We start from the raw sequence: 24963 nt of genomic DNA on the forward strand, positions 1-24963 counted from the left end.
AGCTACGCCCCTGAAGGGCGCTTCTCAAGTCATGCAGGCGTGAGCACACCGGCCAATGCGCGGAAGAGCGCCGCTCCGTCCGTGCCGCCGTGACCGGCATCCGCCGCCCGTTCGGGGTGTGGCATCATCCCCAGCACCCGGCGGTTTTCGGACAGGATACCGGCGATATCCCCACGCGAGCCATTGGGGTTCTCGGCATAGGTGAACGCGACGCGATCCTGATCGCGCAGCATCGCCAGCGTCTCGTCGTCAGCGTAATAGTTGCCGTCATGATGCGCGATCGGAATACCGATCACGTCGCCCGCATTGTAGCCTTGGGTGAATACACTGTCCGAAGTCGCGACTTTCAGACCGACAGTCTTGCAGATGTATTTCAGGCCAGCGTTACGCAGCAACGCGCCGGGCAGGATGCCTGTCTCGGTCAGGATCTGGAAACCATTGCAGACACCCATGGCATAACCGCCGCGTTCAGTATGCTCGACAACGGCCTTGCAGATCGGCGATTGGGCCGCGATGGCACCGCAGCGCAGATAGTCACCATAGCTGAAACCGCCGGGCACACCGACGATGTCAAGCCCTGCCGGAAGGCTGGCATCCTTGTGCCAGACCATGGTGACATCAAATCCGGCCTGTTCAAAGGCCACGGCCAGATCCCGGTCGCAGTTCGATCCGGGGAAAACGACAACAGCAGCGCGCATGAGCGGGACCTCCTAGGTCTGAAAATCGGTGATGACCGCAACGCCCGGCGGGGCGGGACGGTCAAAGGCGGCAAGCTCATCGCTTGCCTGGGACAAGGTGATGGTGCGGGTCACCAACGGCGAGAGATCCAGGTGACCTCCGTCGATGAGCGAGAGAAGCGAGGGATAGCGCCAAGCGGGCATGCCCCGGGTTCCCTGCAAGGTCAGCTGACCGGAATAGAGCACATCCATCGGCAGGGTCATCGCGGTGTGCTCGCCCGCTGGCATGCCGATCATGACCAAGCGCCCCAGCTTGCGCAGGGCGCGCATGGCGCCGGTCATGGTGGTCTCGATCCCCAACGCCTCGACCGCGACATGGGCGCCGCCGCCGGTCAGGTCGCGCACGGCCTGCGCGGCGTCGACGTCGGCCGCGTTGATCACGGCATCCGCACCCAAAGAGCTGGCATAGGCAAGTTTTTCGGGGACCACATCGACCATCGCGACACGTGCACCAAGTGCTCGGCCCAGAAGCAATGCCGAAATCCCGACACCGCCCGCACCAAAGACCGCCAGCCATTCGCCCGGGCGCAGTTCGGCCCGCCCCACAAGCGCCTGCCAGGCGGTGGTGACGCGGCACCCGAGGCCCGCGGCGACATGGGGTGGCAAGCTGTCGGGCAGCGCCGTCAGGTTTGTATCGGCAAAGGGTACCGCGATGAACTCGGCAAAGGCGCCGTCGCGGGTAAACCCCGGCACCTGCTGATAGGCGCAGATCGTCTGATGCCCGGCCGCGCAGTCGCCGCAGCGACCACAGGCCAGGATGAAGGGCGCGATCACACGGTCACCTACCCGCCAGCGTGAAACATCGGCACCCGCGGCGACGACCTCGCCACAGAACTCGTGCCCTGGAACCATCGGCAGCACGACATCCGGGTCGGCCCCGGTCCAGGCATGCCAGTCCGACCGGCAGACGCCGCAGGCCAGCACGCGCAACACGACCTCTCCCTTGCCCGGTGTCGGGTCGGGAAGCGTGGTCAGCGCCAGCGCTTGGCGCCATGCGGTCAGCTGCGCGGCGCGCATGGGTCAGACCAGCTCGATCTCGTAACGTTCGATGACAGTGTTGGCGAGAAGCTTCTCGCACATCTCGGCAACGTCGGCCTCGGTCGCACCATCTGCCAGATCAAGGTCGATCACCTTTCCCTGACGCACACCCGTCACCTTGTCGAACCCCATCGCCCCCAAAGCGTGGCGCACCGCCTCGCCCTGCGGATCGAGAACCCCGTTCTTGAGCATCACATGCACGCGTGCCTTCATCTCGTCCTATTCCCCGGTCTTGCGTGCCGGACGATCCGCCCGGCGAATGAAAGGTAGAACCAGCCCGGATCCCGGGCGGTGATTTCAATTGATCAGCGTCGGCTTGACCACATTCGAGGTCTTGGGGATCACGCCCAGCCTGCGCGCCACTTCGGAATAGGCATCCGTCAAGCTGCCCAGATCGCGGCGGAACACGTCCTTGTCCAACTTCTGTCCGGTTTCGATATCCCACAACCGGCAGCTGTCAGGGCTGATCTCGTCGGCGACGATCAGGCGGGGATAGTCGTTTTCATAAACCCGGCCGATCTCGATCTTGAAGTCGATCAGCTTGATACCGACGCCATACATCAGACCGGACATGTAATCGTTCACGCGCAGCGCCAGGCTCAGGATATCGTCCATGTCCTGCTGGCTGGCCCAGCCGAAGGCAGCGATATGTTCCTCGGTCACCAGCGGATCGCCCAGTTCGTCGTTCTTGAAACAGTATTCGACGATCGGGCGCGGCAGCTGGGTGCCTTCCTCGATGCCAAGACGCTTGGACATGGAGCCCGCGGCAAAATTGCGCACGATGATTTCCAGCGGAATGATCTCGCAGGCACGCACCAGTTGCTCGCGCATGTTGAGGCGGCGAATGAAATGGGTCGGCACGCCGATCTGGTTGAGACCGGTCATGAAAAACTCGCTGAGGCGGTTGTTCAACACACCCTTGCCTTCGATCACATCCTTCTTCTGGGCGTTGAAGGCGGTGGCGTCATCCTTGAAATACTGGACGATGGTACCCGGCTCGGGGCCTTCGTAGAGGATCTTGGCCTTGCCCTCGTAAATCTTGTTGCGACGCGCCATGTGCGACCTTTCCAGGCTGGGACGGGGGAATGAGTCCCCCCTCATGGCGCCCTCATAAGGCAAGCGCCGCAGTGTCGCAAGCATACCACTGCCTCTTGCGGTTCCGTCAGACGGGCGGCATATCAGAAAAGAACGACACTTCATGGAGGGACGCAACCCATGACCACCTTCGACGATCGCGAACACGCTTTCGAAGCCAAATTCGCTCATGACGAAGAAATGCAGTTCAAGGCGCAAGCGCGCTGCAACAAGATGCTGGGCCTCTGGGCTGCGGGCCTGTTGGGCAAGTCCGAGGCGGAAGCTGCGGAATATGCCAAGTCCGTGGTCCTGGCCGATTTCGAGGAAGCCGGTCACGAAGACGTGGTGCGCAAGGTCGCAAAGGATCTCGAGGGCGTTGTGGATGCAGATACCGTGCGGGCCAAGATGGCCGAGCTTCTGCCGGCAGCCAAAGCCGAGATCATGAGCGAAGCAGGCAACTGAGCCGCTGCCCATGACCGAGCAATTGAAAACCTGCGAACAGGCGTTCGCGGGTTTTCCTTTGTCGCGAACGGTGGGGACGCGCCGATGAAACCGCATCGCGCTCGCGCCAAAGATGGCGCCTCTTGAACACAGGACTGAACCCGCTTCATCATCATGATGAGAAGTTTGCGTTTGCCTCTTTCACGCATTCGTGACACAGGTTCCTGTCTGATCGCGCCACGCCGGCGCCGTGGAAATGGAACTTGAACGACATGACCAACGCCTTTTCTGCAATGCTCTCCAGCCATGACGTGATCCTCGCCGACGGGGCCACCGGTACAAACCTGTTCAAGATGGGTTTGCAATCGGGCGACGCGCCGGAACTGTGGAACACCGAGGAGCAGGACAAGATCCGGGCGCTGTACAAGGGATCTGTCGACGCAGGCAGTGACCTGTTCCTGACCAATACATTTGGCGGCACGGCGGCACGGCTCAAACTGCACGATGCGCAAGGGCGTGTGCGCGAACTGAATCGGGCCGGAGCGGAATTGGGTCGCGAAATCGCGGACAAGGCCAACCGCAAGGTGATCGTGGCGGGTTCGGTCGGCCCCACCGGCGAGATCATGCAGCCGGTCGGCAACCTGAGCCATGCCGCAGCGGTCGAGATGTTTCATGAGCAGGCCGAAGGTTTGAAAGAAGGCGGTGTCGATGTCCTGTGGCTGGAAACTATTTCCGCCCCCGAGGAATACCGCGCCGCGGCCGAGGCCTTTGCGCTGGCGGACATGCCCTGGTGCGGCACGATGAGTTTTGACACCGCCGGACGCACGATGATGGGTGTCACCTCGGCCGATATGGTCCAGCTGGTTGAAAGTCTCCCCAATCCGCCGCTGGCCTTTGGTGCGAATTGCGGCACCGGGGCGTCAGACATCCTGCGCACCGTACTGGGATTCGCGGCTCAAGGGACCAAGCGGCCGATCATTTCCAAGGGCAACGCAGGCATCCCGAAATATGTCGATGGCCATATTCACTATGACGGCACGCCGGAGCTGATGGCTGTCTACGCCACCATGGCCCGCGATGCCGGGGCCAAGATCATCGGCGGCTGTTGCGGCACCATGCCCGAGCATCTGGTCAAGATGCGGGCGGCGCTTGATTCAACCCCGCGTGGCGAACGGCCCACACTGGACCAGATTGTCGAAGCGCTGGGCGCCTTCACCTCCGCCTCGGACGGCACCGGCGATGATGGTGGCGAACGCCGCGCCCGTGGCGGACGCCGCCGCCGCGCCTGAGCCTATTGGGAGGGCGCTGCCAACAGCGCCCTCACCTCGGCCACCGGCACGCCCAGGTTTGATCCGCCGAAGTCCGGCAAGATGGCCGTGTTGACCGCTACCACCTGCCCTTGCAGGTTCAGGACCGGCCCCCCGCTGCCGCCATGCGTGGTTTCGGCGTCATAAACGACCGAGGCCTGGGTGATCTGCCCGACGATCCCCCGGCTCGACAACGGCCACATCAGACCTGCGGCCGCCAGTTGCTCGGCCACTTCCCAGAACCCCGTCCGTCCAGAGAGGCGCATCTCCTCGACAAATTGCTCGCCAGACCGGGCCAGCATCGACATCAGCCCGGTCGGATAACCCATCACCAGCACTTCCTGACCTGGCACCGGCAGCGTTTCGGCCAAGTCCAGCCCATCGGGCAAGGACGATATGTCAGCAGGCACCACCAGGGCCAGATCCGCAGTGTCGCTGAGCGCGAGTATGGAAAGGCCAATCGCGTCGGGTCGACCGGGGATATAGCCGATAAACCGGGTCAGCACCGGCTCCAACGTATCACCGCCAAATTGAAGGGCCGAGTTTTGCTCCCACGGCGCCGCCACGTGCCGGTTCGTCACGATCACCCCTGCCCCACGCAGGACAAACCCGGTACCGGTCACCTGCGCCTCGGCAACCGGACCCTCGCCATCCGGGGACAGGACAGGCTGCCCATTCGGATAGATCAACCGGCTTCCATCTCGCCCCAGGACATGCCGCAGCATCTGCCCGGAGTCCCGCACGCGCAATCCGTATCCGCCTTGCAGGAACACCACAGATCCGGTTGCCAGCGAAACGACCCGCGTTCCGGCAGTGGACTGATCCTCGAGCGTATCGATCCGCTCGGCATTCACGCGCAGGCGAACCCCGATCTCGTCCTGAAGCGCGTTCAGATCACCCGGCCGGATCGCCTCTCGCTGGGCTTTTTCCAAGGCCGAGGCCAAGGCATCGACCTGAAGGCGACCGCCTTCGATCTGCTGTTGCAAGGCCCGGTCCGAAAAATACTGCCAACCGGCGAACACCGCCAGAACCCCAAGCGTGATAACGACACCCGCCCGGAACAGGATCGACGGGCTCGTGACAACACGGCTCAGCACCATTCCAGTAGCCCGGGCCAACCGCCGCACAAGTGGGCGCCGACTTGTCCTCAAGTAACTTTCGGCGTCCCCCAGGATATCGGAAAGAGAGCTTTGCCGATGGTGCTGCGCATCGTAAATTCGTATGCGCGAGAGCGGTCCGTTTTCCTCGAACTCTATCACGTCGCCCTGGGTCAGATCGGCGGCCTCGACAGGCTGCCGGTTTACCCAGACCCGCGCCCGGGGTGCCGTGATCAGATGAAATCCGTTCTTTTGCCGCAGAATGCGGGCGACGACCTGTCCGGAAACCCGGACATCGCCCGCGGCCAGCGCGCGTAAAATGCCGTCGTCGTCCAGCAGGATGTCGACCGCATCCGAGGTGATCCAGGAATACAGTCCCCGATTGCGTCCTGTCAGATGTTCAAGGACGGCAGCATCCGGGTGTTGGGTTGGGGCGCTCATGCTGGCATGATGCCGCTTCACGCCCCTGTCTTGTCAACTCGGCGATTGGTCACCGGCCTTCAAACTTTGCGGCACGCTTCTCCATGAAGGCAACCACGCCTTCCTGAAAATCGCGCGTGCGCCCGCATTCGCCCTGCAAATGCGCCTCGGAGGCGAGCTGATCCGGCAGCGACTTGCCAAAGCTGGAGCGGATCGCCTTTTTGATATTGGCAAATGCGGCGGTCGGCCCTTCGGCCAGATAGGCCGCGCGCTTGCGCCAATGGGCGTCAAACTCGTCATCGGCGACAGCTTCCCAGATCATGCCCCAGCTTTCGGCCTGACGTGCGGTGATCTTGTCGGCAAACAGAGCTGCCCCCATTGCCTTGGCCAATCCCATCTGGCGCGGCAGGAACCAAGTGCCACCGGCATCGGGCATAAGGCCGATCCGGGCAAAGGCTTGGAGGAAGTAGGCGCTTTCGGTCGCAATCACCACGTCAGCGCACAGTGCCAGATTGGCTCCCGCCCCCGCCGCCGGGCCATTGACCGCAGCGATGGTCGGCACTGGGCAATCATAGATCGCCTCCAGCATGGGGTTGTATTCGTCCCGCAGGGTCCGCTCCAGATCGATCTTGCCTGAACTGGCAGCATCGCCCAGATCCTGACCGGTGCAGAACGCACGCCCCGAGCCCGTCAACACAATGGCACGTGCCTCTTTGGCAGCTGCCCGCATCGCAAAGGTGATCTCGGCCCGCATCCGGCCGGTCAGGGCGTTCATCTTGTCCGGACGGTTCATCGTCAAAACCGCAAGGCCGTCGGTGATGTCCAGTGTGATCGTGTCGTATTCCATTTCCATGGCCCTCGGTCGCAGGTTCAATGGACGCAAACTGGCGCATGTCGGACCAATGGAAAAGGGGAACCGCGCGTCACTCCTCGAGAATACGACGCAGACGCTCCTGCTCATCGGTGCTCAGCGCCACTTCGACAGAGGCGGTCGCAGTCGACCTGTTCCGCACGAATGCCCAGCCCATCGCCGCGGCGGTCACCAACATAAGAGGTCCGGCCAGCCACAACATCCAGTTCGCACCGGATGTCGTGGGTTTCAGAAGGACATATTCGCCATAGCGATCGACGATATAGTCAATGGCCTGCGTGTCGCTATCCCCGGCCACCAGCCGTTCCCGCAGCAGAATGCGCAGGTCGCGGGCAAGGTCAGCATTCGATTCGTCGATGCTTTCGTTTCGGCAAACCAGACAGCGCAACTCCTTGCTCAGTTCCCTCGCCCGCGATTCCAGTAACGGGTCATCCAGCACTTCGTCAGGCTGAACTGCCCAGAGCGGCGCAGCCAGGAGCGTCAGGATCAGGATCAGCCGTTTCATTCCGCCGGAACTCCACCTGCCGGAGCATTTCGCGCGCCTGCGGCCACCCGGAACCGCCGGTCACTAAGGCTGAGAAGACCACCAATCGCCATCAACAGCGACCCGGCCCAGATCCAATTGGCGAAGGGTTTGATATAGGTCCGCATGGTCCAACCACCATCATCCTGACGGTCGCCGATCACTACATAGACATCCCGCAGGAACCGATAGTCAATTGCCGCCTCTGTCGTAGGCATCCGGGCCACCGGGTACTCGCGCTTCTCGGGGTTCAGTACCGCCACCTGGCGGTCATCCTTCTCCAGCCGGACTGTGGCCATTGTCGAGAAATAGTTGGGCCCGGGTACCCGCTCGACCGCGTCCAGCGTCAGGGTAAACCCGCCCACCTCGAACGGCTCGCCGATGCGGGCAACGCGGATATCCTCCACTTCCCAGGCCAATAGCCCGGCAATGGCGAACATCGTGACACCCAATCCGGTATGCGCGACCGCCTTGCCCCAGTCCGCACGCGGCAGGCGCAGAATTCTGGCAAACTTGCCCGTCCGCCCTGTCCGGCTCCACAGATCTATTATCGCTCCGAAAGTGATCCAAGCTCCCAGGAACAGACCTACAGGACCCAACGCACTACGCCCCGACTGCATGGCCCAGACCAGCATGGCCAGTGTCAGTGCCAGGAAGAAGGCAAACCGCAGGCTGTAAGCCGCGCGCGCCAGCTTGCCACGCTTCCACGGCAAGATGGCGCCCAGCGGCAGCGCCAGACCCAGAACCACCATGAAGGGCGTGAAGGCCGCGTTGAAGAATGGCGCACCAACCGACAACTTACGGTCAAAGAACATCTCGGCAACGATTGGCCAGAGTGTACCGAAGAACACTACAAACGATCCGACCGCCAGCAGGATATTGTTCAGCACAAGCGCGCTTTCACGGCTTACGACCGAAAAGACTCCTTTGGCCTCCATCACCTGCGCCCGTGCGGCAAAAAGCGTCAATGCGCCGCCGGTGAAGATTCCCAGGATACCCAGGATGAACATGCCCCGCTCGGGGTCGTTGGCAAAGGCATGCACACTGGTCAACAGGCCGGAACGTACAATGAACGTGCCGATCAGCGAGAATCCAAAGGCCAGGATCGCCAGCAGAATGGTCCAGCTTTTCAGCGCCTCACGCTTCTCCACCACGATGGCCGAATGCAAAAGCGCGGCGGCCAGGAGCCAGGGCATGAAAGAGGCGTTCTCGACCGGGTCCCAGAACCAAAACCCACCCCAGCCCAGTTCGTAGTAGGCCCACCAAGACCCCAGCGCGATGCCGATGGTCAAGAATATCCAGGCCGCCAGTGTCCAGGGCCGTACCCAGCGAGCCCAGGCCGCATCGACACGCCCCTCGATGAGAGCCGCCACGGCAAAGGAGAACGCCATGCTCAGCCCCACATAGCCGAGATAGAGAAACGGCGGATGGAATGCGAGGCCCGGATCCTGCAACAGAGGGTTCAGGTCCTGCCCGTCAAAGGGCGGCACCGCCAGCCGCAGGAAGGGGTTCGAAGTAAAGAGGATAAAGGCAAAGAAAGCCACAGCGATCGCCGATTGAACCGCAAGCACGCGGGCCTTGAGCGTGGGCGGCAGTTCGCCGCCAAACCAGGCCGCCATCGCGCCGAATAGTGTCACGATCAGCACCCACAGCAGCATCGAACCCTCGTGATTGCCCCATGTGCCGCTGATCTTGTAGAGCATCGGCTTCGCCGAATGGCTGTTCAGCACCACCAGCCGCAGCGAGAAATCCGAGGTCACAAAGGCCCAGACCAGCGCGGCAAAGGCAAAGGCGGTCAGCAGGAACTGTATTCCCGCGGCCGGTTCAGCGACCGCCATCCACGAAGTCCAGCGTTTCTGAGCACCAACCATCGGCACAACCATCTGTACGATAGCGACCATGAAGGCGAGGATGAGGGCGAAGTGACCGAGTTCTGTAACCATGGGCCGAGATATAAACCCCGGCCCGGGTACAGCCAATCCCTTTCGCCGGGATTTGCAGCGCATAGTGTCGCGCCGTCAGGCCCTTTTTATACGGCGCCAGTCCTCCAGGGCACGGTTGACCTCGGGGGTGGTTGCCGCCAGCGCCATTTCCGCGTCAGTACCGGCATCGGCCGCACCTGGGCTGTCAAAGCGCAACGCTCGCAATGCACGGATGTTCTCCACCGCCTGCGGAACCCGGCTGATCGTGGTAGCTAGGTCGCGCTGAAAATCCTGCGCCTTGGCCTGGTGGCGAGCTCCGAAGTAAAACGACACGATCACCCCCAGCAGCCACCAGAGCGGTTCCGGCACGAGCCCAATTCCCTGCATCCGCTCGGCAAACCAGATCGGATCGGACATCGCCGCGATGAACAGGCCCAGCGTCCCCAGCGCCATCGCCGGGCGCGGCAGCCGGTTCAGCCCGTCCATGAAACGGTCGAATCCGCCGCGCCTCGGCACAACGAATTCCGCAGAAAACTGGTCCAACGCGCTCATCTGCACGTCGCGCGCCCGTTCCGCCCCCGCCTCGGCATTCTCGCGAAACACCTCGGTCGTCTCGCGTACCACATTGCGTCCGCCACCGAACAACAGCTCGATCAACCCACCGATCAGACCCATCCTGAGACCCTCCGCGTAAACTCAGCCGTGCTCATATGGTATTCGGGCGCCATGAATTCCTCGGCCCGCTTGATCCAGCCGCCCTTGTCGCCGCTGCTGCTGCGGGCATATTTGCGACTAGCCGGGCGCCGGTCGGCGAGCCGGAAGTAATAGTTGCGCCGCGCCACCCCATAGGCATCCCGCAGCGCCTCGGGGCGCGGGATCGCGGCATCCCGCGCCGCGTGCAGGGTCTGCGGCCCGATCGCGCCGTCCACTGACACGTCATACCCCATATCGCGCAGCAGCCGTTGCAGGATCTTCACTGCGTTGCCGCCCGCGTTCACATACATGTCGAACAGCGACGCCTGCACCGCCTCGGGCATCTCGCCGATGCGCGGGCGGGCGTAGTAATGGGTCAGAAAAATCTCAACCGCCTGCTCCTGGCTCAGCGCCCGCACATCGGCGACATCCACTACCCCGTCACCGGTCACATCCAACCCCAGCCGCCGCAAGGTGTGGATGGTTACCCCGAAATTGGTCGCCCCACCCGGGTCATCAGGATCGTTCACGAACCCGCCCTCTCGCGCCACGATGTCTTGAGCGATCTGCCGTACCGTCTGCATTGGTCTCGACCTCCATCAGAACCGCTCTGATGAGGCCGCAAAAGGGTTAAGCCTGCGACACAACAAAGGGCGCCACTTACGCAACGCCCTTTCCTTCATTTCGCGCCAGATACTCCCGCCGAAGGCGCCCGTTTAGCTTTCCGGCGCCTGATAAACGCCCTGTTCCTTGAGCGCGTCCATAACCTCTTTCGGCATATAGGTTTCGTCGTGTTTCGCTAGGATTTCAGAGGCTTCGAAGACACCGTTGACGTACCGCCCGGTTCCGATCATGCCCTGGTTCTCGCCAAACAGATCCGGCAGTACACCTGTAAACACCACTGGCACGCTTTCGCCGCCATCGGTGACAGAGAACCGGACTGTTTCACCCTGACCGCGGATCAGGGTCCCTTCCTCGACCAGTCCGCCAAGGCGAAACACTTCAGTGGCCGCCGGCGGTTCCGCGATCACCTGGCTGGGTGCGCGAAAGAAGTTTATGCCATCCCGCATGGCATATCCGATCAAGCCGGTCGCCAAAACCAAGGCCACGGCGGCCACGGCAATAACCTGTATGCGACGTTGTTTCTTCAGCGATTTCATAGCGTCCTCACCAGAAAGAGCGGGGCCATCATCAGACCAGTAGTTGACCGTTCAGCTAACATCGAATTGGCGCTCTGCAAGGTCTTGCGGCTGCTACCTTTTGTCAGCGGTTACGGTTTCACGATCAGGTTGATACCGCAATAGGCGTTGAATTCGGCCACGGCCTTGACCGAAGTCAGGCGGCCTGAAACTCGATCTTGCGCCGCAGGAACTGGGTAGCCCGGCTGCTCACGGTTGCGGGTTTGCCTGTCGTCAGATAGCCGCCCTTACCCGATCCCAGCATGTTCGGATGACGTTTCAGATAGTCGGCCAGGCTTTCCGCAACCAGATCTCCCTGGCTGAATACTGTGACCTCGGGACCCAGCGCGTCCTGGAAAGCCTCGGCCATCAACGGATAATGCGTACAACCCAGAATGGCCGCCTGCGGACAGGGCATCTTGCGTTTCAGCGCGTCCACATGACTGCGTACCAGCGCTTCGGCCAGGATCAGGTCTCCCTCTTCGATGGCATCGACCACCCCGCCACAGGCCTGCGCCTCGACATCCACACCGATGGCGCGAAAGGCCAGTTCGCGTTGGAACGCGCGGCTGGCCACGGTGGCGGGCGTTGCAAACAGGGCGACGTTCTTGACCTCGACCTCGCGCGGGGGGCTGTTGTCGCCCCATTGCCGCTCGGTCAGCGCTTCGATCAGCGGCACGAACACGCCAAGCACCCGCTTGCCCGGTGGAACACCCTCTTCCTGCATCCGGCGCAGCGCTGCGGCGCTGGCGGTGTTGCAGGCCAGAATCACTAGGTCGCAGCCCCGGTTCCACAGGTCATGCACCGCCGTCCGGGTCAGCTGAAAGATATCCTCGGGCGTGCGCACCCCATAAGGTGCATGGGCGCTGTCGGCATAGTAGAGAAACTCTACATCCGGCAACCGTTTCTGCGCCGCTTCCAGCACGGTCAGGCCACCCAGGCCCGAATCGAATATCCCTACTGCCATCTGTCCCTTCAGGCGCGATGCCGTTCCTCGAATTCATAGCCGTAGTCAAAAGACTTGAGCGGCGTCGGAGACAGCTCATACGTCGCCTTGCGCAGAAAATCCATCATCTTGCGCGTGTCCCGGGCCAGAGGGTCCAGAATGTCGCGGCCGATGGGCTGGCCCACCACCACGCGCACCGGTGTATCCACCCGCTTGCGGAATTCCTTGATCAACAACCCCATGCGCAGGGTCGAATGCAGGTGGCTGGCGATCTGGAACAGGCGGCTGGTATGACCGTCAAAGAAGACCGGCACCACCACCGCATTGGATTTTGCCACCATCCGGGCCGTAAACCCGCGCCAGCCCGGATCCATCGGATGCGAGAACGGGTGCAACCCGGTCGAGACGGTACCGCCGGGAAAGATACCGATCGCGCCGCCCTGCCCCAGATAGCTTAGCGCCTGTCGACGGGTGTCGAGGTTCAGCTGCACCGCCTCGCGGGTGTCGTCGAACGAGATCGGCAGGATGATCCGGTTGATGTCCTCGGCCTTTCGGAAAACCCGGTTTGCCATGATGCGGAAATCGCCCCGTGTCCGCGCCAGAATATGTCCCATCATCAGCCCGTCGAGGATGCCGTAAGGATGATTGGCGATCAGGATCAGCGGCCCGTCCTTCGGGATATTCTCCAGAGTGCCGCCCACCACATCCAGCGTCAGGCCGTATCGCTCGACAATCACCGCCCAGAAATCGCGGCCCCGGGCGACTTCCTGCTCATATCCTTGCGCGCGCCGGATCAAGCTCAGGCGTCCGGTGGTGTTCTCCATCAGGCGGATCACCGCCCGACCTCCCCTGGTCACGGCGGAATGGGCATAGCTGATATCGCGGGCGATATGGCGCTCTGCGGTCATGAACGGCTCCGAAAAAACTGCCCCTGAAATAGGGGCAGTCCTGGACTTTGCATAGAGCCTGTAACAGTCAGATGACGCGTTATTCCGCCGCTTTTGCCATCGACGGGCCACCCTGGCGGATTACCGCCAAGAGCTCTTCGCGCCGTTTGGCGGCCTTGGCTTCGTTCGCCTGCTTGACCAGACCGAATCCGCGGATCTCCAGAGGCAGCCGCGCCAGCGCCACGATGGCATCGCGGGTGCGGGTGTCGAGTTTCGGTAGCACTTCGCGCATGTCTGCCTCGTATTGCCGGATCAGCGCCCGCTCCATCTTGCGCTCGGCGGTATAGCCGAACAGATCGAGCGGCGTGCCGCGCAGTCCCTTCATCCGCGCCAACAACTTGAAGAGCCCCAGCCAGCGCTCGGAAAACTCACGCTTTTTCGGACGCCCATCCGCATCCTTGCCGCCCAGGATCGGCGGTGCCAGATGCAGGGTCAGCTTCAGATCGCCATCGAATTCGGCGGCAGCCTTGTCGCGGCTGTCGAGCAGCAGGCGCGCCACCTCGTATTCGTCCTTGTAGGACAAGAGTTTGTGATAGCCCTCGGCCACCGCCGCGCGCAGATCGCCGTCCTCGATCCCGTCGACCACCTTGCGGTAGCGTTTGGCCAGACGCGCTCCCTGATAGGCGGTCAGATGCTCAGCCCGATAGGCAATCTTGTCCTCGGGAGATTTCGGCAGGTCGACCACATTGGGCCGGATCAGCCGTGCGGCCTCATCTGCATGCAGCACTGCCCAGCGGCCGATGTCAAAGGCGCGCTTGTTGCGCTCGACCGCGGCACCGTTCATCTCGATCGCCTGCATGATGGCCTCGTGGCTGACTGGCAGCAGCCCGCGCTGCCAGGCGGCGCCGAACACCATCATGTTGGAATAGATCGAATCGCCCATCACCGCCCGCGCCAGTTCCGAGGCGTCGAACAGGTCCAGCCGCTCTTTCAGTCGCGCCTCAAGCGCAAGGCTCAGTCGGTCGGCGGGGATGGTGAAATCGGTGTTACGTGTAAAATCGCCGGTGATGATCTCGTGGCTGTTGACCACAGCGCCTGTGGTGCCGGTACGGGTCAGGCCCAGCGTCTTGGCTCCAGCGCTGACCACAAGGTCACCACCGATCAGCGCATGCGCCTCGCCGGTGGCGACGCGGATGGCGCTGATATCCTCGGGCCGGTTGGCGATGCGGCAATGGATGTGCACGGCGCCGCCCTTTTGCGCCAGCCCCGCCATTTCCATCATGCCCGCGCCCTTGCCGTCGATCTGCGCAGCCTGCGCCAGCACTGCCCCGATAGTCACGACGCCGGTGCCGCCGACACCGGTGATCACCACGTTATGGGTGCCTGTAATGGCGGGCAACTCGGGCATCGGCAGATGCGGCAGGTCGATCTCGGCGGTGGCTTCCTTGCGGATCTTGGCCCCCTGCACGGTAACGAAGGACGGGCAGAACCCTTTGACGCAAGAGAAATCCTTGTTGCACGAGGATTGATCGATGGCGCGCTTGCGGCCCAGTTCGGTCTCCTTGGGCACGATCGAGACACAGTTCGACTGCACCCCGCAATCGCCACAGCCCTCGCAGATATCGGTATTGATGAACACCCGCTTGTCCGGATCGGGGAAGGTGCCGCGCTTACGGCGACGGCGTTTCTCGGCGGCGCAGGTCTGGATATAGACGATGGCGCTGACGCCCTCGATCTCGCGGAACCGTTTTTGCACCTGCATCAACTCGGCGCGCTCGTAGAACGGGACACCAGCGGGGAATTGCGACCGGTCCACGTCTTCCTTGTCGTCATAGACAACGGCCAGCTCCTTGACACCCATCGCCTTCAGCTCGGCCACGATGCGCGGCGCGGTCAGATCGCCCTCGTTCTCCTGCCCGCCGGTCATTGCGACCGCGTCGTTGAACAGGATCTTGTAGGTGATGTTGGTGCCAGCGGCCAAGGCGGCGCGGATCGCCTGCACGCCGGAATGGTTATAGGTGCCGTCGCCCAGGTTCTGGAACACGTGCTTGGTCTTGGAAAACGGCGCCTCGCCGATCCAGTTCGCACCCTCGCCACCCATATGGGTAAAGCCTTGGGTGTTCCGGTCCATCCACTGCACCATGTAGTGACAGCCGATCCCGGCATAGGCGCGGCTGCCATCGGGCACCTTGGTCGAGCTGTTGTGTGGGCAGCCTGAGCAGAAATACGGCAGACGCGACGCGATTTCCTGCGCGTTGTCGTTGCGCCGCGCATCGGCCAGAGCATTAAGGCCGGCTCGAATCCCATCGGTCTCGCGCCCCTCTTCGATAAAGATCCCACCCAGTTTCTCGGCGATCAGGATCGGATCCAGCGCGCCACGGGTCGGGAACAGCTCTTCGCGGTGCATCGCCCCGGCGCCGCCCTTGTACCAGCCATACACGCGGCGGCCCTGACGGTCGTCAAAGATGGCTTCCTTGACCTGCACCTCGATCAGCTTGCGCTTTTCCTCGACGATCACCACCAAGTCCAGATCTTCGGCCCAGTCGTGGAAACTCTGCATGTCCAGCGGAAAGGTCTGGCCGATTTTGTAGGTGGTGATGCCCAGACGCTCGGCCTCGTTCTCGTCGATGTTCAAGAGCGACATGGCATGCACAAGGTCGAGCCAGTTCTTGCCCGCCGCAGCGATACCGATCTTGGCGCCCGGCTTGCCCCAGACCCGCTTGTCCATCCGGTTGGCGCGGCTGAAGGCCTCGGCGGCAAAGCGTTTGTAATCTATGATCCGTCCCTCTTGCAGGTGCGGCGTGTCGCCCAGACGGATGTTCAGCCCGCCCTCGGGCATGTCAAAACCGGGGGTCACCAGCTGCATCCGGTCGGGACGGCCATCCACGACCGAAGTCACTTCGATCGTATCCTTCATGGTCTTGAGACCAACCCAGAGACCAGAGAACCGGCTCAAGGCATAACCATAGATGCCGTAGTCCAGAATCTCCTGAACACCTGCCGGGCTGACGACGGGCATGTACATGTCCACCAGCGCCCATTCCGACTGGTGCAGCACGGTCGAGCTTTCGCCGGTATGGTCGTCGCCCATCGCCATCAGCACACCGCCATGTGTGGCGGTACCGGCCATGTTGGCGTGGCGCATCACATCGCCTGACCGATCCACCCCCGGCCCCTTGCCGTACCACAGGCCAAAGACACCATCGTATTTACCGTCGCCGCGCAGCCCCGCCTGCTGACTGCCCCACAGGGCGGTGGCCGCCAGATCCTCGTTCAGCCCGAACTGAAAAGTGACATCGGCCGCGTTCAGCTGTTTCTGCGCCCGGCTCATCTGCAAATCGACCGCGCCCAAGGGCGAACCACGATAGCCGGTGACCAGACCTGCCGTGTTCAGACCGGCGGCGGCGTCGCGCGCCTTCTGCATCAACATCAGGCGTACCAGCGCCTGAGTACCGTTCAAAAGTACCGGGCTCTTCTCCAGATCGAACTTATCGTTCAGCGAAATTTTCTGTTGGCTCATCTGACGTCTCCCCTGCGCCGGATCGGCGGTATCATGCGTCGAATTTTAGGTCATAATTGCTGACCTGCATAGTCTAAAAAAAATGCTTTGCCTTTTGCACGGTCCGATATTTCTGGAAATTGTCATGTCTTTCATATAGTCCGTCACCCTGATTAAGAAAGTTACGGGCATGGACTGGGACAAGCTTCGAATCTTCCACGCAGTCGCCGACGCAGGAAGTCTCACTCATGCGGGCGACAAGCTGAATCTGTCGCAATCAGCGGTCAGCCGACAGATTCGCGCGCTTGAGGAATCGCTGAACGCGACTCTTTTCCATCGTCATGCTCGCGGCCTGATTCTGACCGAGCAGGGAGAGCTTCTGTTCGACGCCACCAAATCCATGGCCAAACGCCTGGATGCCGCCGCCGCTCGTATCCGCGACAGCGAGGAAGAGGTGTTCGGCGAATTGCGCGTGACCACGACATTCGGATTTGGCACATTGTGGTTGGCCCCGCGCCTGACTGCACTTTACCAGAAGTATCCCGACCTCAAGGTCGACCTGATGCTCGAAGAGAGAGTGCTGGACCTTCCGATGCGAGAAGCCGACGTGGCCATCCGCATGAAGGAACCCAGCCAGGCCGATCTGATCCGCAAGCGTCTGATGACTGTAGAGATGAAGCTCTATGCCACGCGCGCCTATCTCGACAGCGCGGGCGTTCCGACCGATATCTCGGATATCAGCAATCACCGGCTGATCTGTCAGAACACATCTGCCGCCCAGGTGGGCGCCAGTGCGGTTCTGGCGCAGCATCTGCTAGCCTACAATCCGGCGTCACTGCTGACCGTTAACAACTACTTCGGTATTCTTCAGGGCGTCTTGAATAACCTGGGAATTGGCGTCCTGCCGGACTATGTCACCCAGGATTTTCCGGATCTGGTTCATGTGCTGCCGGAAATAAAATCATCCGAGGTTCCCGTCTACCTCGCCTATCCAGAAGAGCTGCGGCATTCACAGCGCGTGGCGGCATTTCGGGATTTCGTTCAGGACGAAATCATTGCCCACCGCAAGCAATTGAAAGAGCTTGGCATTCTATAGACATGCAATTTTTGCATATCGGAAATGCTGCATCTGCGACATAAAAAGCTTGAACGTTCAAGGGGCGCCACATAAATGAGCACTCGAAGGCGGTGATGCTCAAACGCTCATCCTCTTCATACCTCCCTGTTGGACTACGGCCGAGCTTAGTGCTCGGCCTTTTTTTTGCCGTACCGGCCGGAGAGCGCCCTCTCTACCCGCTGAAATCGTTTGTGTTTGAGCATACGCGCGGTAAAAACGTAATTATCAAAAACGAGGGCAATTCATGAAACCGCTTTTCAAGGTGCTGGCCCTGGTAGCCGCCCTTTTTTGCATCTCCGTGCCATTGGCGGCGCAGGTTCCGGTTCCATCGGGCGCACCTGCCGCAACCACCCCGACCGTCCCAGACAACCTGACCCCGGAACAGGTCGACGACCTGGTGGCCCGCCTGTCCGACGATCAGGTTCGCGCCCTGCTGCTGGAACGGCTGGACGCGGTGGCGCTGGCCGCGCAGGAGGTTTCCGAGCCGCGCAAGGGGCCCGTGGCCCGGATCGGCGACGCCGCCAAGGCGCTGGCCGCCTCGTGGCTGGATGCCTTGCGCAAGGTGCCGCTGCTGGTGACGAAACAGGCCGAGGCGCTGTCGAATTTTGCAACCACCTTGGGTAGCGCGGGCATAGCCACTCTGTTCGGCTATACGCTGCTCGCCCTCGCCATAGGCTATGCGGCTGAAAAGCTGGCGGTTTTTGTGACCCGCTCGTGGATCAAGGCCGATCCGGCAAGTGCGTCGGACGATCTCCGCGGCGCGGTGAGTTTCCTCTTTCGCCGCTTCTGCCGCGAGGTTCTCGGGCTGGTCGTCTTCTACTATACGCTGGTCTTTGTCGGCCGCCGCCTGCTGGAACCCGAGCAGATCGCCTATGCGGCGCCCTTTGTACTCTATCTGATCTGGCTGCCGCGTCTGGGGGCCGCGATCTCGCGTTTTGTCCTGGCTCCGAACCGCCCCGACCTACGACTGGTGAACGCCAATGACCATTGGGCGAACTATCTGCACCGCAACCAGATCGGCCTTTTCCTGCTGATCGGCTTTACCCTGTTCATCGTCACCTTCAACAATCTGAACGGCGTGGCGATGGGCGATATGCGGCTGGGTTTCTGGCTGAACGCTTCGATCCATATCTATATCGCTCTCATCGCCTGGACAGCGCGCAGCGGACTGACCGATATGATGCGCGGCAACGATCCCGACCGCACCGAGTTCGACGAAAAAGTCGCAACCTACTACCCCTATTTCGCCATCGCGGTCTCGGCGGCCGTCTGGTTGATCGTGGAGTATTTCGTAGCGATCCGCGACATGGCGGTGCTGGTCAATGTGGGCGCGGGAGCACATTACGTGACCATGTTCTGGCTGCTGATGGCTCCGGCCATCGACACGCTGATCCGGGGGCTCGTGCGGCATCTGCAACCGCCGCTCATCGGCACCGGCCCCATAGCTGAGCAGGCCTATCGCTCGACCAAGCGCAGCTATATCCGTATCGGCCGCGTGGTGGCGGGCATCTTTGTGGTCCTGATGATCGCCAATGCCTGGGAGATCGACCTGCGGCAGGTGGCGGGCGCGGGCTCCGATGCCGGTGGTGCGGTCATCCAGTTCCTGATCATCATTGCCATCGGCTACATTCTGGACGAGGTCATCTCGCTCTGGATCAACCGCCGCCTGGCAAAGGAACAGACGGCGATCGAGCAAAGCCCGGACGAGGAAGCGGGCGAAGGCGGCGGCGCCGGAGGCTCGCGGCTGGTGACCGTTCTACCGCTGTTGCGCGTCACGGCGCAGGTTGCCATCGCGGTGATCTTCGCCCTTCTTGCGCTCGGGGCGCTTGGCCTCGACATCACTCCGCTGCTGGCCGGTGCCGGGATCCTCGGCCTTGCTATCGGCTTTGGCGCGCAAAAACTGGTTGCCGACATTGTCGGCGGCATTTTCTTCCTGATCGACGATGCATTCCGCGTGGGTGAATATGTGGATGTCGGAGGCACCACAGGCACGGTTGAGAAAATCTCGATCCGCTCGATGCAGTTGCGCCATCACCGTGGACCAGTCCACACGATCCCCTATGGCGAGATCGCCAAGCTGACAAACTACAGCCGGGACTGGGTAATCATGAAGCTCAAGTTCACCGTGCCTTTCGACACCGATCCCAACAAGGTGAAGAAGATCTTCAAGAAGATCGGCGCCGAGATGATGGAGGATCCAACCCACAAGGAAGGTTTCCTGCAACCCTTCAAGTCACAGGGTGTATTCGATTTCGACGATGTCGGCATGATCATCCGGGGCAAGTTCATGGCCAAGCCCGGCAAGCAGTTCACCCTGCGCAAGGAAATCTTCAACCGGGTGAAAACCGAATTCAAGGCGAACGGCATTGAATTCGCCCGTCGCGAAGTCCGTGTCGCCATTCCCGGTCTGGACGAAGCCGACCATCTGACGCCGGACCAGAAATCGGCGGTTGCGGCCGCTGCGGCACAAGCCGCCAATGAGCAATCTCAACAAGGCGGCGAATAACCATTTCCGTGCAAAACCATCGGAACACCTAGACCCCGCCGCATCCGTGGCGGGGTACTTTCATTCTAATCCTTCCATTTCCGATTTCGGGCTGCCCATCCGCAAGAGCGTCACCCCCTCCGGCAATCTGCGCCCTCTTGCCCCTTTCCCCCGACGCGGCCTTGCCCTAAAAGGCGCCCAACATCGGCCAGCTTGGGAACACCACAGATGCAAGAGCCCGCAATCACTCCGGACCTGATCGCCGCGCACGGGCTGAAGCCCGAGGAATACGACATGATCCTCGAGATCATCGGGCGCGAACCGACCTTTACCGAGCTGGGCATTTTCTCGGCCATGTGGAACGAGCATTGTTCCTACAAATCCTCAAAGAAATGGCTGCGCACCCTGCCCACCTCCGGTCTGCAGGTGATCTGTGGCCCGGGCGAAAACGCGGGCGTTGTCGATATCGGTGACGGTCAGGCGGTGGTCTTCAAGATGGAAAGCCACAACCACCCGTCCTATATCGAACCCTATCAGGGCGCTGCCACCGGCGTGGGCGGCATCCTGCGCGACGTTTTTACCATGGGCGCACGGCCCATCGCCTCGATGAACGCGCTCAGCTTTGGCGAGCCGACCCACCCCAAGACCCGGCGGCTGGTCAATGGTGTGGTCGAGGGCATCGGCGGTTATGGCAACTGTTTCGGCGTGCCATGTGTGGGCGGCGAGGTCCGGTTCCACCCCGCCTACAACGGCAACTGCCTCGTGAACGCCTTTGCCGCCGGTCTGGCCGACAGCGACAAGATCTTCTACTCTGCCGCCTCGGGCATTGGCATGCCGGTGGTCTATCTGGGCGCCAAGACCGGGCGCGACGGCGTCGGCGGCGCCACAATGGCCAGCGCCGAGTTTGACGACACGATCGAGGAAAAGCGCCCCACAGTGCAGGTGGGCGACCCGTTCACCGAAAAGCGCTTGATGGAGGCCTGTCTGGAACTGATGCAGACCGGTGCCGTGATCTCGATCCAGGACATGGGTGCTGCTGGTCTGACCTGTTCGGCGGTCGAGATGGGCGACAAGGGCGGCCTGGGCATCCGGCTGAACCTCGACGCTGTACCGCAGCGCGAAGAGAACATGACCGCCTACGAGATGATGCTCTCAGAATCCCAGGAGCGCATGCTCATGGTGCTGAAGCCCGAGAAAGAGGCCGAGGCCAAGGCGGTGTTCGACAAATGGGACCTCGACTTTGCCATCGTGGGTGAAACCATCGCCGAAGACCGGTTCATCATCATGCACAAGGGCGAGGTCCGCGCCGATCTGCCTCTGTCGCCGCTGTCAGGACAAGCGCCTGAATACGACCGCCCCTGGGTCCCTACCCCGGCCGCAGCTCCTGTCGGCGAGGTGCCGCAGATCGACCCGATCGACGCTCTGCGCGCCCTGATCGGCTCGCCAAACTACGGCGGCAAGCAATGGGTCTACGAGCAATACGACACCATGGTCATGGCCGACAGTGCCCGCACACCGGGTCTGGGCGCCGGAATCGTGCGCGTGCATGGCACCGACAAGGCGCTGGCCTTCACCAGTGACGTAACGCCGCGATACGTGCGCGCAAACCCGGAGGAAGGCGGCAAACAGGCGGTGGCCGAGGCTTATCGCAACCTGACCGCCGTGGGCGCGCGGCCGCTGGCCTCGACCGACAACCTGAACTTCGGCAATCCCGAAAAGCCGGAAATCATGGGTCAGTTCGTCGGTGCGATCAAGGGAATCGGAGCGGCCTGTGCGGCGCTCGACATGCCCATCGTGTCCGGCAACGTGTCGCTTTATAACGAGACCGACGGCAGCGCGATCCTGCCCACACCGACGATCGGCGCCGTAGGCCTGCTGACCTCGACCGAAGAGATTATCGGTAAGGATGTACGCGAAGGCCATGTCGCATTGCTGATCGGCGAAACCACGGGTCACCTGGGGCAATCCGCCCTGCTGGCCGAGGTATTCAATCGCGAGGACGGCGACGCGCCTCACGTGGATCTCGAGGCTGAAAAGCGCAACGGAGATTTCATCCGCGCCAACCGTGACCTGATCAAGGCCTGCACGGATCTTGGGGACGGCGGGTTGGCGCTGGCTGCATTCGAACTCGCAGAAGCCGCGGGCGTCGGAGTGCAGCTTGAGGCCGCCGGCACAGAGATCCTCTTCGGAGAAGACCAGGCGCGCTACCTGGTCGCCTGCAATTTCGACCAGGCCGAAGCCTTGATGACAGCCGCCGCGACGGCGGGCGTGCAGGTCTCCTCCGTCGGTCGATTTGGCGGCGAGACTGTCCGCATCGGCACGTCCGAAGCGTCGCTTGCCGACTTGGCCGCCCTGTTCCGCAGCAGCTTTGCTGCCGCCGTCGCCTGATCCCGGCAGATTGCAAATTGGACGGCGCACCACATTGGTGCGCCGCTCCCTTGCACGCAGGGACGCATCGCTCTACATCTGAGAGCAATTCATCTGGAGTTTATCACATGGCTATGGAAGCCCATGAAATCGAAGCGCTGATCCGGGCCAGTTTTCCGCAGGCAAAGATTACCATCACCGACCTTGCGGGCGACGGCAACCATTGGGCGGCGGAAGTTATCGATGAAAGTTTCAAGGGGCAGAGCCGTGTTCAGCAACAACGCGCAGTAAATGCCGCCGTCAGACCCGAGATCGACAGCGGCAAGCTGCATGCACTTGCCCTGACAACCAAGGCACCCGAGTAACGTCCAAAGACTGACTGATACATCGCTTGAACTCCGAGGCGGAAAAATTCAGTTGTTCACATGCCTGACGGTCGACCGTCGGCGAAACAGGAAACGAGACAATGACCGACGCAAAATCCCGCATCGACGAAACCGTCAAAGCCAACGACGTGGTGCTCTACATGAAGGGGACCAAGGAGATGCCGCAATGTGGCTTTTCCTCGCGTGTGGCCGGCGTTCTGAACTACATGGGCGTTGCATTCAAGGACGTCAACGTGCTGGCCGATGACGAAATCCGCCAGGGGATCAAGGACTATTCCGACTGGCCGACCATTCCGCAGCTCTACGTAAAGGGCGAATTCGTCGGCGGTTGCGACATCATCACCGAGATGACCCTCTCCGGTGAACTCGACACATTGTTCGAGGAAAACGGTGTCGCCTATGACAAGGACGCCGCCGACAAGATTCGCGCCGCTAACGCCTGATCCGTTCCGATTGGTTATCGCAGACAAGGTCTTTCAAAGACCTTGTTTTCAGGATTTGATTCAAATCCTGTCGAAAAAGGCGCCTCAAAGGGCGCCTTTTTTCTAGATGTTTCGAAAATCCTGGTCAGATCCCGCCGGGCATTATCCTGCGGCTTTCTCCTCGACCTGGTCCGCCAGCGCCTCCGCGCGCGCGGCGAGTTCGGCCAGCGTATCAGTGACAGAGGGCGGGATGACCGCGATTTCGACTCGTTCGGGTTCCGGGGCCGGCGCATTGCGCAGACTGGCGATCTCCGCTTCGCGTTCGGCAAGCTTGGCTTCGACAACCCTGATCTTGTCCTCGACCGCAGCGGTCTTGTCGGCGAGCATCAGCCCCGCCATCAGCAGCATGCGCGCCTCGGGCATGCGGCCGATCTGATCCGACAGAACTTGCGCCTCGTCGTCGAGCATTTTTGCAGCCGCATGCAGGTAGCTTTCCTCGCCTTCCTGACAGGATACCTCGAACCCCCGGCCCCCGATGTGGATCGTCACCTCCGGCATCACTCATCTTCTCCTTCTGCCAGGTTGGCCGCGGACAACAACGGCCCCAGTTTGCTCAGGACCGCATGCACTTCGGATGCGTCCGTCGCCCTTTGGGCCCGCAACGCCTCCAGCTCGGCCAACATTGCGCTGTTTATCAGATGCGGCTCTCCAACACCTGCCTCATTGGCTTTTCTCAGTTCGGCAACGACCATTCTCAATTGGTCGTTCGCCTTGCGCAAACGTTGCAGATCCCCGTCAAGCCGTGACATGGCCGCGCCATGGCTGACACGTTCAGCACGCAACATCTCCAGCTCGGCCTGAAGCTCGGACAGGCGTTCGGAATTGCTCAACTCGCTTTTCAGAGCGGCGTTTTCCTCACTCAACTGCTCAACCAGGTCCGAGTTGTCGCCCCGCGACCTCAGCTGCTCCAACTCTGCTTTGAGCGCCGCGATATCTTCAGCACTTTCGACCTGGGCGCGAAGCGCCTCGATCTCTGCTTGCATCGCCGCACGTTCTTCCGCCTCTTGCGCGGGCTCCTTCTCGGAGGCCACCGCGTCCAGCCTTTCCTGTGCCTCGGACAGTGCGCGCCGGGTGTCCTCCAACTCGCTGCGCAAAAACTCCAGTTCGGCAGGCTCCGTCGCCCCGTCGGTTTGAGATGTCAGTGCTTCGATCTCAGCCGCATGCTTGGCCTTGATGGATTTCAGGCGTTCCTCAAGCTGGGCATTGGCAAGCCGCTCATCCTCCAGCTGTGCAACCAGATCGGCATCCGGCTCTGCATCTTCTATCGCGGCAACAACCGGTTGCGGTCTGCCAAGACTTTCGACGCCAGCGCTGATCCGCTCCATCGCGGCCGAGATACGGCCCTGTAGTTCCTCAATCTGGCTCATGCCCCTCACCTTCGTGTGACGCGTTTTTTGTTCTCTGCCCGGCTACCGGTCCCGATTTGGTCCGAATCGGGTGCTGGGATGAATAGATGTAGTCTAACCAAATGACACCCTAAATACCCCTATCAT

Annotated in this window: 23 protein-coding genes; 7 read left to right on the forward strand and 16 right to left on the reverse strand. The window is 61.6% G+C overall.

Going from position 1 to position 24963, the window contains the following annotated elements; translation table 11 throughout:
* Positions 1 to 29 precede the first annotated feature (29 nt).
* The 4 genes from purQ to purC all read right to left on the reverse strand — a co-directional run bounded on the left by purQ (position 30) and on the right by purC (position 2831).
* Positions 30 to 698: a phosphoribosylformylglycinamidine synthase subunit PurQ gene (gene purQ / locus G0P99_RS21445; protein ID WP_164132532.1), complete on the reverse strand. Its 669-nt coding sequence runs from the start codon at positions 696 to 698 to the stop codon at positions 30 to 32.
* A 12-nt stretch (positions 699 to 710) separates the two neighbouring features.
* Entirely contained in the window at positions 711 to 1754 is a 1044-nt protein-coding gene (locus G0P99_RS21450) for a zinc-dependent alcohol dehydrogenase family protein (RefSeq protein ID WP_164132533.1), read from the reverse strand.
* A 3-nt stretch (positions 1755 to 1757) separates the two neighbouring features.
* Positions 1758 to 1988 carry a phosphoribosylformylglycinamidine synthase subunit PurS gene (gene purS / locus G0P99_RS21455; RefSeq protein WP_164132534.1) on the reverse strand — a complete coding sequence of 77 codons (231 nt, stop codon included), beginning with the start codon at positions 1986 to 1988 and terminating at the stop codon, positions 1758 to 1760.
* An 84-nt stretch (positions 1989 to 2072) separates the two neighbouring features.
* On the reverse strand, positions 2073 to 2831 hold the full coding sequence (purC, locus tag G0P99_RS21460; RefSeq protein ID WP_164132535.1) for a phosphoribosylaminoimidazolesuccinocarboxamide synthase: 759 nt from the start codon (positions 2829 to 2831) through the stop codon (positions 2073 to 2075).
* A 159-nt stretch (positions 2832 to 2990) separates the two neighbouring features.
* On the opposite strand from purC, the gene G0P99_RS21465 reads away from it, so the two are divergent.
* Positions 2991 to 3311: a DUF1476 domain-containing protein gene (locus G0P99_RS21465; RefSeq protein WP_164132536.1), complete on the forward strand. Its 321-nt coding sequence runs from the start codon at positions 2991 to 2993 to the stop codon at positions 3309 to 3311.
* Between the two features lie 251 nt (positions 3312 to 3562).
* Complete coding sequence (bmt, locus tag G0P99_RS21470; RefSeq protein WP_164132714.1) at positions 3563 to 4579, forward strand: betaine--homocysteine S-methyltransferase; 1017 nt, start codon at positions 3563 to 3565, stop codon at positions 4577 to 4579.
* Positions 4580 to 4581: 2 nt separating this feature from the next.
* Here the strand turns inward: bmt and G0P99_RS24860 are convergent, their stop codons facing one another.
* From G0P99_RS24860 to G0P99_RS21520, 10 genes are all read right to left on the reverse strand, one after another.
* Positions 4582 to 6135 (reverse strand): serine protease, encoded by a 1554-nt coding sequence (locus G0P99_RS24860; protein WP_164132537.1) that lies wholly within the window; start codon positions 6133 to 6135, stop codon positions 4582 to 4584.
* A gap of 49 nt (positions 6136 to 6184) precedes the next feature.
* Positions 6185 to 6961: an enoyl-CoA hydratase-related protein gene (locus G0P99_RS21480; protein ID WP_164132715.1), complete on the reverse strand. Its 777-nt coding sequence runs from the start codon at positions 6959 to 6961 to the stop codon at positions 6185 to 6187.
* Between the two features lie 76 nt (positions 6962 to 7037).
* Complete coding sequence (locus G0P99_RS21485; RefSeq protein ID WP_164132538.1) at positions 7038 to 7490, reverse strand: cytochrome c-type biogenesis protein; 453 nt, start codon at positions 7488 to 7490, stop codon at positions 7038 to 7040.
* Positions 7487 to 9451, reverse strand: a complete 1965-nt coding sequence (locus G0P99_RS21490) for a heme lyase CcmF/NrfE family subunit (RefSeq protein ID WP_164132539.1) — start codon at positions 9449 to 9451, stop codon at positions 7487 to 7489. The genes G0P99_RS21485 and G0P99_RS21490 overlap by 4 nt, the downstream gene beginning before the upstream one ends.
* 75 nt (positions 9452 to 9526) lie before the next feature.
* Positions 9527 to 10105, reverse strand: coding sequence for a holin family protein (locus tag G0P99_RS21495; protein ID WP_203583207.1), 579 nt, complete (start codon positions 10103 to 10105; stop codon positions 9527 to 9529).
* A complete protein-coding gene (locus G0P99_RS21500; protein ID WP_164132540.1) occupies positions 10096 to 10707 on the reverse strand; it encodes a holin-associated N-acetylmuramidase in 612 nt (203 codons plus the stop codon). The genes G0P99_RS21495 and G0P99_RS21500 overlap by 10 nt, the downstream gene beginning before the upstream one ends.
* A gap of 132 nt (positions 10708 to 10839) precedes the next feature.
* A complete protein-coding gene (gene ccmE, locus G0P99_RS21505; RefSeq protein ID WP_164132541.1) occupies positions 10840 to 11283 on the reverse strand; it encodes a cytochrome c maturation protein CcmE in 444 nt (147 codons plus the stop codon).
* Between the two features lie 175 nt (positions 11284 to 11458).
* The gene (locus G0P99_RS21510; protein ID WP_164132542.1) at positions 11459 to 12268 is read right to left on the reverse strand and encodes a glutamate racemase; all 810 of its coding nucleotides are present in this window, start codon (positions 12266 to 12268) and stop codon (positions 11459 to 11461) included.
* An 8-nt stretch (positions 12269 to 12276) separates the two neighbouring features.
* On the reverse strand, positions 12277 to 13155 hold the full coding sequence (locus tag G0P99_RS21515) for a lysophospholipid acyltransferase family protein (RefSeq protein ID WP_164132543.1): 879 nt from the start codon (positions 13153 to 13155) through the stop codon (positions 12277 to 12279).
* Positions 13156 to 13234: 79 nt separating this feature from the next.
* Complete coding sequence (locus G0P99_RS21520; protein ID WP_164132544.1) at positions 13235 to 16654, reverse strand: indolepyruvate ferredoxin oxidoreductase family protein; 3420 nt, start codon at positions 16652 to 16654, stop codon at positions 13235 to 13237.
* A 169-nt stretch (positions 16655 to 16823) separates the two neighbouring features.
* On the opposite strand from G0P99_RS21520, the gene G0P99_RS21525 reads away from it, so the two are divergent.
* The 5 genes from G0P99_RS21525 (at position 16824) to grxD (ending at position 23431) form a co-directional block, all read left to right on the forward strand.
* Positions 16824 to 17729: a LysR family transcriptional regulator gene (locus G0P99_RS21525; protein ID WP_164132545.1), complete on the forward strand. Its 906-nt coding sequence runs from the start codon at positions 16824 to 16826 to the stop codon at positions 17727 to 17729.
* A gap of 265 nt (positions 17730 to 17994) precedes the next feature.
* A complete protein-coding gene (locus tag G0P99_RS21530; protein ID WP_164132546.1) occupies positions 17995 to 20256 on the forward strand; it encodes a mechanosensitive ion channel family protein in 2262 nt (753 codons plus the stop codon).
* A gap of 207 nt (positions 20257 to 20463) precedes the next feature.
* Positions 20464 to 22623 carry a phosphoribosylformylglycinamidine synthase subunit PurL gene (purL, locus tag G0P99_RS21535; protein WP_164132547.1) on the forward strand — a complete coding sequence of 720 codons (2160 nt, stop codon included), beginning with the start codon at positions 20464 to 20466 and terminating at the stop codon, positions 22621 to 22623.
* A gap of 107 nt (positions 22624 to 22730) precedes the next feature.
* Positions 22731 to 22967: a BolA/IbaG family iron-sulfur metabolism protein gene (locus G0P99_RS21540; RefSeq protein ID WP_164132548.1), complete on the forward strand. Its 237-nt coding sequence runs from the start codon at positions 22731 to 22733 to the stop codon at positions 22965 to 22967.
* A 101-nt stretch (positions 22968 to 23068) separates the two neighbouring features.
* Positions 23069 to 23431, forward strand: a complete 363-nt coding sequence (gene grxD / locus G0P99_RS21545) for a Grx4 family monothiol glutaredoxin (RefSeq protein WP_164132549.1) — start codon at positions 23069 to 23071, stop codon at positions 23429 to 23431.
* Between the two features lie 141 nt (positions 23432 to 23572).
* Here the strand turns inward: grxD and G0P99_RS21550 are convergent, their stop codons facing one another.
* Positions 23573 to 23968 carry a cell division protein ZapA gene (locus G0P99_RS21550; RefSeq protein WP_164132550.1) on the reverse strand — a complete coding sequence of 132 codons (396 nt, stop codon included), beginning with the start codon at positions 23966 to 23968 and terminating at the stop codon, positions 23573 to 23575.
* Positions 23968 to 24837 (reverse strand): hypothetical protein, encoded by an 870-nt coding sequence (locus G0P99_RS21555; RefSeq protein WP_164132551.1) that lies wholly within the window; start codon positions 24835 to 24837, stop codon positions 23968 to 23970. Before G0P99_RS21555 ends, G0P99_RS21550 begins: the two co-directional genes overlap by 1 nt.
* Positions 24838 to 24963 lie beyond the last annotated feature (126 nt).

Origin of the sequence: Ruegeria sp. PrR005 (assembly GCF_010500245.1) — a bacterium.
GTDB lineage: Bacteria > Pseudomonadota > Alphaproteobacteria > Rhodobacterales > Rhodobacteraceae > Ruegeria_B > Ruegeria_B marisflavi.